Source organism: Desulfosarcina cetonica JCM 12296, assembly GCF_001311845.1.
GTDB lineage: Bacteria > Desulfobacterota > Desulfobacteria > Desulfobacterales > Desulfosarcinaceae > Desulfosarcina > Desulfosarcina cetonica.
The window spans coordinates 24781-38927 of record NZ_BBCC01000014.1 but is presented as its reverse complement, the minus strand read 5'-3'; the positions used below and the strand labels follow the sequence as shown (position 1 = coordinate 38927).

Annotated in this window: 12 protein-coding genes and 2 pseudogenes; 1 reads left to right on the top strand and 13 read right to left on the bottom strand. The window is 54.9% G+C overall.

All coding sequences use genetic code 11. The annotated features are described in order from the left end of the window. Positions 1-14 precede the first annotated feature (14 nt). The 13 genes and pseudogenes from JCM12296_RS05170 to hrpA form a co-directional block, all read right to left on the bottom strand. Positions 15-302 (bottom strand): ubiquitin family protein, encoded by a 288-nt coding sequence (locus JCM12296_RS05170; RefSeq protein ID WP_054690684.1) that lies wholly within the window; start codon positions 300-302, stop codon positions 15-17. Beyond that, positions 299-761 (bottom strand): annotated as a pseudogene (locus JCM12296_RS05165) ((2Fe-2S)-binding protein). The gene JCM12296_RS05170 and the pseudogene JCM12296_RS05165 overlap by 4 nt, the downstream one beginning before the upstream one ends. Beyond that, positions 761-1705: an FAD binding domain-containing protein gene (locus JCM12296_RS05160; RefSeq protein ID WP_054690682.1), complete on the bottom strand. Its 945-nt coding sequence runs from the start codon at positions 1703-1705 to the stop codon at positions 761-763. The pseudogene JCM12296_RS05165 and the gene JCM12296_RS05160 overlap by 1 nt, the downstream one beginning before the upstream one ends. Continuing rightward, on the bottom strand, positions 1702-2409 hold the full coding sequence (locus JCM12296_RS47075) for a xanthine dehydrogenase family protein molybdopterin-binding subunit (protein ID WP_218187977.1): 708 nt from the start codon (positions 2407-2409) through the stop codon (positions 1702-1704). The genes JCM12296_RS05160 and JCM12296_RS47075 overlap by 4 nt, the downstream gene beginning before the upstream one ends. A gap of 2 nt (positions 2410-2411) precedes the next feature. Beyond that, on the bottom strand, positions 2412-2651 hold the full coding sequence (locus JCM12296_RS47070) for a molybdopterin cofactor-binding domain-containing protein (protein WP_218187976.1): 240 nt from the start codon (positions 2649-2651) through the stop codon (positions 2412-2414). After that, positions 2594-3418 (bottom strand): xanthine dehydrogenase family protein molybdopterin-binding subunit, encoded by an 825-nt coding sequence (locus JCM12296_RS47065; protein ID WP_218187975.1) that lies wholly within the window; start codon positions 3416-3418, stop codon positions 2594-2596. Before JCM12296_RS47065 ends, JCM12296_RS47070 begins: the two co-directional genes overlap by 58 nt. Next, positions 3415-3978 carry a xanthine dehydrogenase family protein molybdopterin-binding subunit gene (locus JCM12296_RS41380; protein ID WP_218187974.1) on the bottom strand — a complete coding sequence of 188 codons (564 nt, stop codon included), beginning with the start codon at positions 3976-3978 and terminating at the stop codon, positions 3415-3417. Before JCM12296_RS41380 ends, JCM12296_RS47065 begins: the two co-directional genes overlap by 4 nt. Positions 3979-4106: 128 nt before the next feature. Further along, positions 4107-5858, bottom strand: a complete 1752-nt coding sequence (locus JCM12296_RS05150) for a hydantoinase B/oxoprolinase family protein (protein WP_054690680.1) — start codon at positions 5856-5858, stop codon at positions 4107-4109. Positions 5859-5869: 11 nt separating this feature from the next. After that, positions 5870-6526 (bottom strand): hydantoinase/oxoprolinase family protein, encoded by a 657-nt coding sequence (locus JCM12296_RS41375; RefSeq protein ID WP_218187973.1) that lies wholly within the window; start codon positions 6524-6526, stop codon positions 5870-5872. A gap of 39 nt (positions 6527-6565) precedes the next feature. Next, positions 6566-7986: pseudogene (locus JCM12296_RS05145) on the bottom strand (hydantoinase/oxoprolinase family protein); the annotation flags it as partial. Positions 7987-8060: 74 nt separating this feature from the next. Next, entirely contained in the window at positions 8061-9377 is a 1317-nt protein-coding gene (locus JCM12296_RS05140; protein ID WP_054690679.1) for a radical SAM protein, read from the bottom strand. 509 nt (positions 9378-9886) lie between these two features. Next, complete coding sequence (locus JCM12296_RS47060) at positions 9887-10759, bottom strand: DUF3418 domain-containing protein (RefSeq protein ID WP_281491929.1); 873 nt, start codon at positions 10757-10759, stop codon at positions 9887-9889. Continuing rightward, positions 10719-13610: an ATP-dependent RNA helicase HrpA gene (hrpA, locus tag JCM12296_RS05130; RefSeq protein WP_083455854.1), complete on the bottom strand. Its 2892-nt coding sequence runs from the start codon at positions 13608-13610 to the stop codon at positions 10719-10721. The genes JCM12296_RS47060 and hrpA overlap by 41 nt, the downstream gene beginning before the upstream one ends. On the opposite strand from hrpA, the gene JCM12296_RS05125 reads away from it, so the two are divergent. Further along, positions 13604-13885: a hypothetical protein gene (locus JCM12296_RS05125; protein WP_157067389.1), complete on the top strand. Its 282-nt coding sequence runs from the start codon at positions 13604-13606 to the stop codon at positions 13883-13885. The genes hrpA and JCM12296_RS05125 overlap by 7 nt on opposite strands. The last annotated feature ends 262 nt before the right edge of the window (positions 13886-14147 follow it).

The following is a 14147-nucleotide window of genomic DNA, read 5'->3' as shown; positions in this document are numbered from 1 at the left end:
GCTTGTTTTTCTCCTTAATGACCATCCAGAGGTTCCAGATAGGCTTCGACCAGGATGGTGTCGCCATCCTTGATCTTTGTTTTCAATCCTTCCGAAAACGAAAAGTGGCTCTCTCCATTCAGGTAGAGGTGGTGCAGGTCATCTCCCATTTCCCCATGCTCGATGAATTTCAAGGGCGGATGCATATCGGTCAGCTTTTGCAGAATATCCTGCAACCCCTGTTCACTCCCTTCCAGTTCCAGCTGCAGGGGAGGCTCAAACGAATTTTGGATTCGAAAATTTGAATCGATGGTTATTTTCATTTGGTGGCCGCCTGCTCGACGGCCGTGACGATTTTTTTATAGCCGGTGCACCGGCAGACATTGGAAGAGAGCGCCTTGATGATCTCTTCTTGGTGGGCGCAGCGTTTCTATCCAAAAGTGTTTTGCCGTCATGATCATCCCGGAGGTGCAAAAACCGCACTGAACGGCACCTTCTTCCATGAAGGATTCCTGAAGCGGATGGAGCTTTTCTTCTTCCTTCAACCCCTCAACGGTGTTTATTTCAGCGCCATCCATTTCAACGGTCAGCGCAATGCATGACCGCAGCGGCATGCCATTCACCTCCACGGTGCAGGCACCGCAGGAACCCATGCCGCAGGACGCTTTCGCCCCGGTAAGATCAAGCCGTTCGCGAAGGGTTTCAAGGAGGGTTTCGTTAGGCTTCACTTGGAGCGTGGTGAGTTCATTATTGATGCGCAAGGTAACGTTAACCGTTTCCATTATTTTTCCTCCTTCAGGGCTTTATTGACAGCTCTTCGAAACAATACCCCCGCCATTCGTTTCCGGTATTCAGGGGAGAGTGTGGTATTGCTCACCGCCTTTGCGTCGGCATAAGTACTGCGGGACGCATCGACGACACGATCTGTACCCAAGCCCTTCAGGTCATAGACCCGGGGCGCCGGCCCGATACCGCCCACGCAGATCCGGGCATTATCTTCTTTTAAGCAGGCCGCCACCGCCACCAGGGGATAGTCGATGGATTTTCGGACCCGCAATTTTTCATATGCGCCTTTGGATTTCTCCATCGGGATACGGATATGGGTGAGTATCTCGCCAGGCTCGAGAGCAAAGGGCTTGCTGCCCTTGCCACTGAAGATTTCTTCTATTGCCATTGCTCGCTCACCCCCGGGACCGATTACTTTCACCGTTGCCGACAGCGAAATCAATGCCAGCGCGTTGTCGCTGCAATAGTTGGACAGACAGACCCGGGCACCTGGCACCACATTGCATGTCTTGCCGCCCATCTTCAGACAAAAGCCTCGGGCAACCCGCCAGTCATTGGATTTGTTGTACTCAATGCAGCGTGTATCCTGGAGAAGATTACCGCCAATGGTGCCCCGCATCTGAAGGGTTTCACAGGCCGTAGCCTCCAGCGATTGGTAAAACACAGGGAAATAATCTCGTATGGTTTGATTCTGCTTGAGGGCAAAGAGCGTGACATTGGCCCCGATGGTCAACCATCCGTCCTGAGCGGTGATGGTGCTGAGATCAAGGATGCCCTTGAGGTCGATGACCACCGCCGGTGTCGACAACCGGTGTTTGAGCAGGGGCATCAGATCGGTACCACCGGCCAGATAGCGCACATTCCCGGCGAATTCGTTGTAAAGACCGATGGCATCGGCAACCGTCTCGGCTTTCCTATACTCAAAATCAGGCAGGATCATCTTGTTTCCTCCTTCCCGTTTTCTACCAGTTCCAAAACCTTGTCCGGCGTCAGGGGAAATTCCTTGAAAAGCGTGCCCGTGGCCTGCGATACCGCACAGGCAATGGCACTGTAGGCATTCATACGGATGGCAATACCGCCTTCCTTGGCCCCGAACGGTCCCACCGGATCAATGGATTCCACGATGATGGCGTCGATCTCCGGCATGTCACAGGCCAGCGGGACTTTATAGTCCAGCAGATCCGGATTCAGCAGGTGGCCGCCATCCCACAGGTTGCCTTCGGTGATGGCCGCCATTCCCGCCTGTTGAACGGAGCCTTCCATTTGCCCTTCTACGGCCATGGGATTGATGGCCCGCCCGCAATCGTGGGCGGCCGTGAAATGGGGAACCGTGATTTCTCCGGTTTCCGGATCAATGGCAACCTCGGCCACGGATGTGGCATAGGAAAATGTTCCCGCCATCTGGCCCCAGGGCCTTGAAATCCATTCTCTTTTCAGATCTATATGGGGGAAAAACGTTCCCGTGGCGGCGATCGGCTGAGCTCTGGCAAAGGCTTCTCTCACCACCCAGGAAAGGCGCATTTTCTTTTCCGGATTTTCCATGGAGTAAACAAGCCGGTCTTTCAGGGCGATGTCCGCCTCGGGCACACCCAGTTTTTCCGCTGCAATGGCGACAATCTGCTGGCGTGCATTCTCGCAAGCCACCTTCACCGCGTTGGTGCTGACGAAGGCGGCCGCTTGTGAATAGCGCCCGGATCGAGGTTGGTGACTTCCGTGTCGGCATTCACGAGGTTGATGTCCTCCATGGGCACACCGAGGATCTCGGCGGCGGCCTGAATCACCATGGATTCGTTTCCCTGCCCGTTGTCCACGACGCCGGTCACGAGCGTCACATAGCCGTCATCATTGATTTTGAGATAACAGGTCGACAGGGAACGAAAACCCATAGGAAAGCCGCACATAATGGCAATACACCCCATCCGATGCCTTTGGGGTTCTGTGCCTGGGCCCATCTTTTTTTGAAGTCCGTCTTCTCCGACGTTATTTCTATGGTCTCTTTGAGGCCACAGCTGGAGATCTTGGATTTCGTGGCCGTCATTTCACCAGCCGTGAGGCCGTTCTTGAGGCGTATCTCCACAGGATCCATGCCGAGTTCTTTGGCCATCAGATCCATCTGAGCCTCGTTACCTCCCAGAAAGGCTCTTCCGTGGCATCCATACATTCCCCTGATGCCTTTATTGGTGATGATCCGGTAGCCGTTGTAACGGACATTGGGCAAACGATAGCATTCCTCGTACACATAATAGGGAATCGAGGTGGCGATGGGGCCTGTGGAGCTGTAGGCGCCGCCGTCATAGATCACCCGATAGTCCTTGGCGACGATGGTGCCGTCCTTTGCCATTCCGGTTTTGATCGTTGCGATCATGTCGTGAATCTGTCTCGTGCTGGTGGCGTTCTCCTCGCGGGAAAGAACGAGCTTTACCGGTTTGCCACTCTTCATGGCCAGAAGCGATGCGACGAGATCGCCGGGGGCCACCTCCGATCGGCCGCCGAAGGCACCGCCGGAATTGATGTGGCGCACGCGCACCTTGTTCAGCGGCATCTTGAGCAGGTTGGCGATCGCTTTGGCACGAACGTGAGGCCCGGCATTGGGCATCCACAGGTCGAGGTAACCATTTCGATAGGATGCCACGACCGCATAGGGTTCCATCATGGCGTAGCTTCGCCGGCGGATTTGAACGTATCCTCCCGGACGAGGAAGGCACTCTCCATGGCCTTGTCGACCTCCCCTTCCTCGATATTCACATGAATGTTGATGTTGTTCTTGTATTGGTCGTGGATCAGCGGCGCGCCGTCCTGCATGGCTTCGATGGGATCGTAAACGGCCGGCAGGGGCTCATAATCGACCTTGATGCGGGAGAGTGCCTCGATGGCCGTTTCCTCGTCCACGGCCGCGACCGCGGCTACATCCTCGCCGATGTAGCGGACTTTGTCCGTGGGAAGCATGGCGTGATCCTGGGTGTACCGAAAGACCCCCCATTTGATTCCATAGCCGTCAAAGCCACTGATGGCCGCTTTCACGCCCGGCATTTTCAGGGCCTCGCTGACGTCGATACGGTTGATCTTGGCGTGGGCATGCGGGCTGCGCAGCACTTTCGCCACCAGCATGTTGGGCATCTTCAAGTCAGCGGTATACCGTGCCTGGCCGGTGACCTTGGCCAACGTGTCGCTGCGGACAACTCTTTTCCCGACAATCTTCATTTCGTTCTGCATGTCATTCACCTCCCGTTGAGGCATCGGAGACGGCCCATGGGATCTTTAGCATTCAAAATAATGTGTAACCCACACATCGAAGGAAATACTTCGCCAGCCCCTCTTTCAATGAGGGGCTGGGGCCAATTCTATTTCCTCGCTTCCCGCAGCCGATTGGTCGATTCCTTGTCAACCTGCATGGTTTCCAGATCCAAGACAACGCCGTATTCTTCTCGGGCGGTTTCCAGGGAAATCAACTCATCGAGAACATCGTCGACAACCTTGTCAATGGAACGTTCAAAAGGATCGCCATAACCACCGCCTCCGGCGCCTTGTATGCTGTACACATCACCCTTGTTGAGCGTCACAAATTTGTGCACCTCGGGATCCTCGGTGGAACCGTCAGGCCTGGTCACGAGAAGGCTGCTCGGTTTGCCGCCTTTTCCTCCGACAATGCCGAAGGGGCCGGTTTCCGGCATCAGCCCGTCTCCAAAATTGTCAGAGATGATGCCATCCGCCTCAACGAGCCATCTGTATGCGGTACCCATGCCTCCCCGCCATTTGCCGGGGCCGCAACTGTCCGCCAGATATTCGTACTGCAATATCCGATAGGGAGTGACCAACTCGTGCAACTCTGGATCCGGAGATCTCAAACCGCCTGCACAGGAGATCACGCCGAGATGATTCCATCCATCATAGCCCAGGGTGGCTCCAGCGCCGCCTTTGCTCATGAAGTGAATGTCACCAAAGAGCCGGCCGGTTCGGTCATTGAAACCCATTGTGGCCGGCGCCGACCAACGCCCCCAGGACGCCTGGGCCAGTTCCGGCACGGCCTGGGAGAGAGCAAGCCACACCGCCTCCACAATCGTTGCCGTACCGCAAATGGTGGAAGCGGTGCAGGCCGCAGGCTCCTGGCAGTTGACCACACTACCCTGCGGCGCGATCAGTTCAATGGGCGCAAGCGCGCCGCCGTTTTTGCGGATATCCGGATCAATGGTCATAAACAAGGCAAGGCATACCGAAGAGAACGTATTGGCTTCCGTATTATTGATGGGCCCTTGCACCTGTGGGTCGGATCCCGTAAAATCGAAGATGATTCGATCGCCGTTAACCTTGACGGTAAGCTTGATCTTGACTTTTTTGTCCCGCACGAACCCGTCATGGTCCATATGCCTTTCCGCACTGTATTCTCCATCGGGTATCTTGCGGATTTCTTCCCGCATATGATTTTCAGTGGCTTCGATGATCTGATCCACTGCCTGAAGAAGCGTCCTGACCCCATTTGTCTTCATGGCGTGTTTCAGCTTTCGCTCTCCCAACGTGGTAGCGCCCACAAGACAATTTAAATCACCTTCAAACAGGGACTGCATTTTTACATTGTTCAATAGAAGGTTCCACACGCTTCGGTTGAATCTTCCCTGCTTGTATATTTTCGAGGGGGGAATCCGAATGCCTTCCTGCCATATGTTGCTGGCCTCGGGATTGTAACCGCAACATCCCTCGGAGCCGGTATCGACCATATGGCCCTTGGCGACCGCCCAAAATATAATTTCATCTCCTGAGAAGATGGGCCGTGCAACGGTGAAATCCGGCATATGGTTATTGCCTCCCAGATAAGGGTCGTTAGTCAGGATAACGTCCCCATCCTGGATATCGCCATCGTAAAAGTCGAGAATTGCTTTCATGCAATAGGGAAGTGCACCAGCCAGAACGGCTATATACGGTTTTTGGGCGATCATGCGGCCATTGGCGTCAAAGACTCCGGTTACAAAATCTCTGGCCTCGCTGAAAATCGGGGAATGGGAAGTCCGCAGCATGGTTTCGCCCATCTCGCTACAAACAGATTCGAAACGGTTTGCCAGAACAGAAAGAGTAATTGGATCAAGTTTTTTATTTCCCATTGTCGTCTCCTTTATTGAAGTCTCTCTTTTAATATGGAAATAACCTCTTCCAGATTCTGATCTTTTCGATGCAGCAGATAATTGTCATGAGAATCACAGGTTAGATCGAAGTCGGGTGGTACCACGATGGTTGTCGTCGGTTCTTCAACAATGGCGGGGCCGAAGACAATATTTCCATGTTTTAGCAAAAGGCCGTCATAAACCGGCGTACTCATAAACTTGCCGTAGAAAAAAACCTGGCGGTTGTTTTTCAATGCATGCGATGCATCGGAGGATTGACGGGGACTTTCCCGGAAGGCCGGCTTTTCTGTTTTTCCAACTGCCTGAAGTCGAATGTTGATCAGTTCCAGCTCGGCGTTGGGCAAACTGTATCCATAAAGGGAGTCGTGGGTCTTGTGGAATAATTTATTTAAATATTTAACATTATCCTCACCAAAGGATTCCGATTCATTAAAGGAAAGATCGATGTTGACTTCGTTGAATTGACCCAGATAGCGGATGTCGGCGCTGAATAAACTGAGAATGTTTTCAGGGCGAATTCCTTCTTTCTGCAGGGTGTCTTTTGCCTCCGCCAGCAATTTCTTGCATATCTGATTGACACGATTGATATCTATCTTTGAGAATTCGGAAGTATAGGTAGTCACATAGTCATGTTTGAGATCGCTCATCAGCATGCCGGATGCGCAAAAGACTGACGACCCCCGAGGAACGATGATAAGTGGAATATCCATTTCCTTGGCGATGGGCGCCGCGTGGATCGGCCCAGCTCCGCCGGCAACCACCATGCAAAATCCATGGGATTGTGCCCCTTGCTCACAGAAACCAGTTTGACCCCCATGGCCATATTGCTGTTGATCATTTGATAAATGCCGTTGGCGGCTTCATTCACGGTGATACCCAATCGTTGAGCTACTTTTTCGTCGGTTGCCTTCACCGCCGCGTTTTTATCCAGCATCAAATCGCCGCCGTGAAAGTAATCCGGAGAAAGATAGCCCAGGATTAAATCCGCATCGGTAACCGTGGGTTCTGTTCCGCCAAGGCCATAACAAGCTGGTCCTGGAGACGCACCGGCGCTCTGGGGGCCGACCTGGAGCAGTCCGGCGGAATCGACGGAAGCGATGCTTCCGCCACCGGCGCCAATGGTTTCAATATAAAGCGTGGGTAAGGCGATTCGGTATCCGCCAATGTCACCTTCCGTCGTTATAGCCGGCTGGCCGTCTTTGATAAGACAAACATCAAAACTCGTTCCGCCCATATCGACCGTGATAATATTGTTCAAACCGTGAATTCCGCTAACGAACTGGCCGGCAACAGGACCCCCCGCTGGCCCAGAGAGAAGCGTGTTGACCGCAAAACGGCTGCTCATCTCCGGAGACATAACCCCTCCGTTGGATTGCATGATAAGCAGTAGTCCTTCAAATCCGTCCTTTTGCAGTCCGCCTTCAGCGCGGTCAAGGTACTCGGATAAAATGGGGCCCACATAGGCATTCAAAGCGATTGTGCTGTTCCGTTCATAGAATCTGACCTGCGGAAGGATTTCGTGTGAAAGCGAAACATAAACATCAGGGAATGCTTTTCTCAGCATTTTCCCTATTTTTTTCTCATTTTCAGGGTTGACATAGGAAAAGAGCGTACTCACTCCAATGGCTTTGTAGTCGCCGTTCTTTTTTATCCGCTCAATGATTTCTCTCATTTCTTCTTCGTTAATTGACTCGAGAATATTTCCCTTGCAATCCACTCTTTCGGTAACGGTAAAGATGTCTCTGCGTTTAATAAACTCTGGCGGTGGTTCGTATCGGGAATCGTATTGACGGGACCGCAGTCCGCGCCGCATGTTTAAAATATCTCTGAACCCTTTTGTCGTGATAAACGCAGTCTTGACGCCGTTTCGGGTCAATGTTGCATTGGTGGTAATGGTGGTGCCATGCACAATAAGTTCAAGGCTACTTAAAAAATCTCCGTTTGTTTTACCAGTAAATTCAGCTATTTTATTAAGACCGGCGTTAACGCCGCCGAAAGGATTCTTCGGCGTTGTCAGAGACTTGAAAATGTTATGATCGCCATTTTCGTCGACAAGCAAAAAATCTGTGAAAGTCCCGCCAACATCAATGCCTAGCTTGTATTTCATTTGATTTATCTCCTTATTTCATTCGTGCCAGCTGAAGAATGGCCACTCTATCGCATTCAAGGTCATTGAAGTGCTCATGATCCCATATCGAGATGCCCGCTGTTGATGCTCAGGCAACGACCAGGGCCCATGGGGGTAAAATTATAGATCGGTGGCAGGTTGTATTTTTTCCATGTTTCATACCAGGCAATGTCTACTTCAATGTAGTAGTCAAGGGGAATGACGGGCTGATCATATTGACCCAGAACTGAATTAGGTTCAATAATCCAGCTGGAACTTCTTGGCGTAACGCCGTGGGACATGAGAAATTCCCAGGCGTCCTTCATTGATTTCACCCCATCTTCCCACTTCTCGAACCCCCAGGGCTTGGCAAGTTCGCAGCCGCTTACAAAGGTTGGTACAACATGCCCTTCGCCAAAGACGTCCACGGAATCACACACCCGCTTGATCCATTCGTCCCTGCCGATCAACTGCTGCTTTCCAGGGCAATAAACTTTGAACCGATCCTTATCCCAGACCTCAATGTTTGCATGGTGGCAATCGACACCGGCTTCCTTTAACACTTTGCATTCAGGGATGGTCAGGGCCGTTGTCTGTTGGTGGATCCCCCATCGATTGCCGATCTTCTCTCGAATGGCGCGGATATATTGTGCATAGAATTCAACGTTTTCCATACCGCTGAGCTGGGCGGTCTGCTTGAAGATGGCCCCCCCGGTCAACAGAAGGGAATGATTGATATCCTCCCGTTCTTTATTGAAAATGGTATCAATTACCGTAACGACGTCTTCAACACTTTTGTGAATCATAAAGGGTCTGCCGGTTTTAGACTGTTTTCGGGCATTGGTATTGATGTCGCAGAAGATGCACTCCTCTTTTTTACCCCAGTACTGACAACTTCTTAAGATCGTGCAGAACGTCAGATAACCGAAGAAAACAGAAGCCGCCACATCCGAGTAAGGCGTTCCGTCCGGAAGCGTATGGGCATAATAGGGGGGTTTGGGGCGAAGTTCTACATCGGCCAGGTAATTGTCTTCCCAGAACAGTTTCAGTTCACCATCGACGTAATCGACTTTATATGGCGTCTTCTCGGGCTTATCTAGGCAGGTTTTGTTGTTGGAAGGTCTGAGATTATAAGGGCCGCCCTTGAATTTAAAGCACTCCGGCGCCTTGATAAACTCTTTGTTCTTCATATCGTCCACATCCATGGCGTCGTATGAAAACAGATAATAAGATTTTGTCGCGAATTTGGAGGATTCTTCCAAAGCGCTGGAGGTAAAAGATACTCCCAGGCGAAGAAGGTCTTCCTTTATGATTACTTCTTTGTTAACATATGAATATTTCTCAAAATAATTGTCAAGCTGGTACTTTTCATATGGCATTTTACCCGGCATAGAACGCTCCTTTTAACCAAGAGTTGTTTTTTTGGATCAAACGATCGGTTTGATTTATGACATTCAAAAATCGTCTCGACGATATAACGCAAAAGATGAGTCAACGTTTGGATAGCTCTATGAGCAAATTGTATACCAAATCCAAGCGTCAGTTTAACCAATTGAATTAACAGTTATTTAACTATTTTTGGGATAGAGAAACCAGGTTGAAAAATTGAAAGACTATTGCAACTCGCATTGAAATAGTCTTTCAATTTGTGGATATCGAAAAGAAAACTTGAAGTTAAGGCTGTCGGAAAGAAATAATTCCACCATCCTGCTTGTCTTTGTGCCCGTCTACCGCGTTGCCGCCACCGGCACATATTCCCGATATGCACCGGTGGCGGCGCCTTGTAGACGAACTCAAATCCGGCACGATCTGGGGGAATTATTTCTTTCCGCCAGCCTAAGGTGTTGCATAGTGGATAAAGGAAGTACGGAATGCGGAACTTTTAAAACGTTGCAAAAACCTACACCATCCGTTCAATCTCCTCGGCCAGCTTGTTCAACCGCTTGGCCGATACCGGCCCGTCGGTGCCCACCTCCTGGGCGAAAAGCGATATCTTGTACTCCTCGATCATCCAGAAGAAGTCTTCCACTGCCGCGCGCTTCTCCGTGGAAGTACTTCCATCCATGACGGCGAGCATGTTTCCAAGACGCTGAAGGTGGGGGGCCACCTGATCCTGGCGGGCGTGGTCCTTGGCAAGGTCGCCGAGGCCCCGCTCCACCCGGACGGCGATCGTCTTCAGATAGCGCACCAGGTGCAGCAACCGCTGCCGGTCGTAGAGTTGGATGAAATTGTCCGGTACCAGCCGCTGAATCTCACCTTTGAGGCTCTCCAGAAACTGCCCCACCTGTGGTGCGGCGATGCGTTTTTGTTCGACCTCCAGGATGCGCAGTCGGGCCTCGTGATGGGCCTCGATCACGGCAACCACCGCCTCCTTGAGATCCTGGCCGGACTGATGCACCTTAAGGGCCATCAGCTCGCCCACCAGCGCGTCGAAAGCCGCACTGGTGAGCGGATCGCGGGCGAACAGCTGGCGGATGACCCGCTCGACCAGCTGCGCCTCCAGGGCGGCCATGCCGCCAAAATAGACCACCTGGCGCTTGAGCAGGGCCGGCAGTTTGAGGTTCTTCTTCAGGTATTTGACGTCATCGGCAAACCGGCGCGTCAAGAGGGTCGCCACGCCCTCGCGATGGGCGGTTTCGGCAGCCCTCGCGTCGGTGAAAAGCCGGATACCGAGGGTATCCCCCTCGACGGCCAATCGCGGATAGATGCGCACGGCGTGCCCTTTCGGTCGTTCACGGGAAGCACCTCGGCAGGTCGCCGAAATCCCAATCAATGATATCCGTCCGTTCCCATTTGCGCCGCAGGGACTGAAATCCCGGCGGCAAGGTCGGGTCGGCCACGATCTGGTCCAAAAGGGTGTCGTCCCGACCGCTGGCCACCACCTGCCCTTTCGTGTCGGTAATGGCCAGGCGCATGCGCAGGTGATCAGGCAGCTGATTGACCGGCCAGGCCGATGCGGGGATGTCCACCTTGAGCCGTTCGAAGAGAAAACGGCTCAGGGCCGCGGGCAGGCTCTCCCGACCGCGAGGCATGTCGCGCACGATGGTCTCCACCGTATCGGCGATGGGCACCAACTGTACCCGATAGGCCTTGGGCAGCCCCTTGATCAGCAGGGTGATCTTCTCGGCCAAAAGCCCCGGCACCAGCCAATCCAGCTGTTCGCGGGCCACCTCGCCGGTGGTCTCGGCCGGGACGGTCAGGGTCACGCCGTCGGCCTCGGCCCCTGGATCGAACACATAGTCGCAATCGAGCACCCGGTGCCCCAGATCCAACTGGCGGGGAAACTGCTCCAGGGTCGCCGCGTCCGGCTGGTAGCGCAGCAGCATCTCGCGGTCCAAGCGCAAAAAACCGTCACCGCCCTGCTTGCGGATGCGGTGCTTCAGGGTGCGCAGGTCGGCCACGCCGGGAAGCCGTTCGCGGTAGAAGGCCACCAGAACCTCGTCGTCCACCATAATGTCGCGCCGCCGGATGCGGTCCTCCATGCCGCGCACTTCGGCCACCAGATCGGCGTTGTGGCGCATGAATTCCAGGGGTTGCTTCACGTCCATCTCGATCAGGGCGCCGCGGATGAAGATCTCGCCGGCCTTGTCCGCATCGATGCGGCCAAAGGCCACCCGGCGATCCTGGACGATGGGCAGGCCGAAGAGGGTCACCTGCTCCCGGGCCACCACCTCGCCGCGGCTGCGCTCCCAATGGGGATCGCTCCAACTGCGGCGACAGAGATCGCCCCCCAAAGGCTCCAGCCATGTGACATCGATGACGGCCGCCTTGCGGGCATAAAGGCGCGAGGTTTCGACCATCTCGGCGGCCACGATCCAGCTGCCCGGATTCTTGAACAGGCCCGAACCGGGAAAGAGCATTACCTCGCGCTCCCGGGTAGCACGGTAGAAGACCTTCTCCTTCTGCATGGCGATGTTGGAGAGAAAACCGCTCAGGACGGACCGGTGGATGGCCGCGTACCGGGGATGGAAACCGCCGTCGGCGTCCCGACCGATGGTTTCGTCGCCCACCCCCACCCCATCGCCCCTCGGATCGAATCCCTGCTCGCGCAGCACGGCGGTGATCTGGGCGTGGATGTCGCGCCACTCGCGGATGCGCCGGAAGGAGAGAAAATGCTGGCGGCAGAACTTCTTCAGGGCGTTCATGCTGCGCGGGGCGTCCGGCCCCGTGTGCAGCGCCTGCCAGATGTTAAGAATGGTGACGAAATCGGACAAGGGATCCGTGAAGCGCCGGTGGGCCTGATCGGCCTGGGCTTCCTTGTCCAGGGGTCGCTCGCGCACGTCCTGAATGCTCAGGGCCGCGGCGATGACGGCCACCTGGCCCAGGCAATTCTCCTTCTGGGCCTCGATGAGCATACGCGACAGGCGCGGGTCGATGGGCATGCGGGCCATGATCCGGCCGTTCTCGGTCAGCCCGTAGGGTGCCACGCCTTTGGACATCTTGTCGTTCCGCGCGATGGCGCCCAACTCCTCCAACAGGTTGAAGCCGTCGCGGATACTCTTTTCCGCCGGCCGGTCGATGAAGGGAAAGGCGGCCACGTCGCCCAGCTTCAAGGCGATCATGCGCAGGATCACCTCGGCCAGGTTGGCCCGCAGGATCTCGGGCTGGGTGAACAGGGGCCGGTTCAGGTAATCTTCTTCGGAAAACAGGCGGATGCATATCCCGTTCTGCACCCGGCCGCAGCGGCCCTTGCGCTGGTCGGCGCTGCTGCGTGAAATCGGCACCACCGGCAGACTGGTGGTGCGCGAACGCGGCACATACTGGGAAATGCGCGCCAGCCCCGTGTCCACCACGTAACGAATGCCGGGGATGGTGATGGACGTCTCGGCCACGTTGGTGGCCACGATGATCTTGCGATAGCCCGTGGCGGCAAACACCCGATTCTGCTCACCGGGACTCAGACGCGCGAACAGGGGCAGCACCAGGGTACGCGGATAGCCGCGGCCCTCCAGGGTCTCGCAGGTCTCGCGAATATCCTGCTCCGTGGGCATGAAGACCAGCACATCGCCCCGCCCCCCGCGTCGCACCAAGTCGTCAATGGCCTGGATGGCCAGTTCCACCGGCGTGCGGTCTTCTTTCTCTTCCGGATCGGTATCGGGGAAAAAATAACGTGTTTCCACCGGGTAGAGCCGGCCCGAGACCTCGATCACCGGGGCGTCATCAAAGGCCCGCGAAAATTTTTCGGTATCAATAGTGGCCGAGGTGATGATCAGCTTGAGGTTTCGGCGCCGCTGGACAAGGCGTTTCAAGATGCCCAGAACAAAATCGATGTTCAGACTGCGCTCGTGGGCCTCGTCGACGATGATCGTGTCGTATTCATTGAGCCAGGGATCGCCCTGGGTCTCGGCCAGAAGGATGCCGTCGGTGACCACCTTGATGTAGGCGTCCGGATCGCTCTTGTCCTGGAAGCGGATCTTGTAGCCCACCGAACGCCCCAAATCCTCGCCCAGCTCCTCGGCGATGCGCGCGGACACGGTGGTGGCGGCAATGCGCCGGGGCTGGGTGCAGGCGATCCTGCCATCCCACGCCCCGGCCGGCGGCCAGGCAGAATTTGGGAATTTGGGTGGTCTTGCCCGATCCGGTCTCGCCGGCGATGATGACGACCGGATGGCTGCGGATGGCATCGATGATGTCGGCTTTGGCTACGGTGATGCAGGTGATCGAGATCGTCAAAGCGCGGCACCCGCTCCAGGCGGCGCTGACGGTGCAAAACGGCAGCCTCCACGCGCGTCGTCAGATCGGCCATTTGGCGGGCGAATGCCGCCTCGTCCAGCGATTTCCGGCGACGGTTCAGCCGGTCCAGCTGGCGCCGCAACAGCAGCCGGTCTGCATGCATGGTTCGGCCGAGTTGGCGACGGAGGCCATTAATGGTGGATCGTGTGTCGGTCATGGTTCTTAACGGATTCGTAAGAAGCCCGATATCGGTGTTACGCATATCCTTCGTCACTGCGGCGTACGCAAAAGTACGCCTCCCTCCTCAGGATCCGCAAGCCTTGATCTCGGGCTTCTTACGAATCCGTTGGATCATACATCTTAGGTTAGGAATGGCGTCTCCAAACAGCACCGTTTGGCATCCGTCCCTTGAGTTGGCGCCTTTCTACCATGCCCGGACGGGAATTCAACCCCTTTTCATCGCGATTGCCTCTTTTGGTTTTTTACAG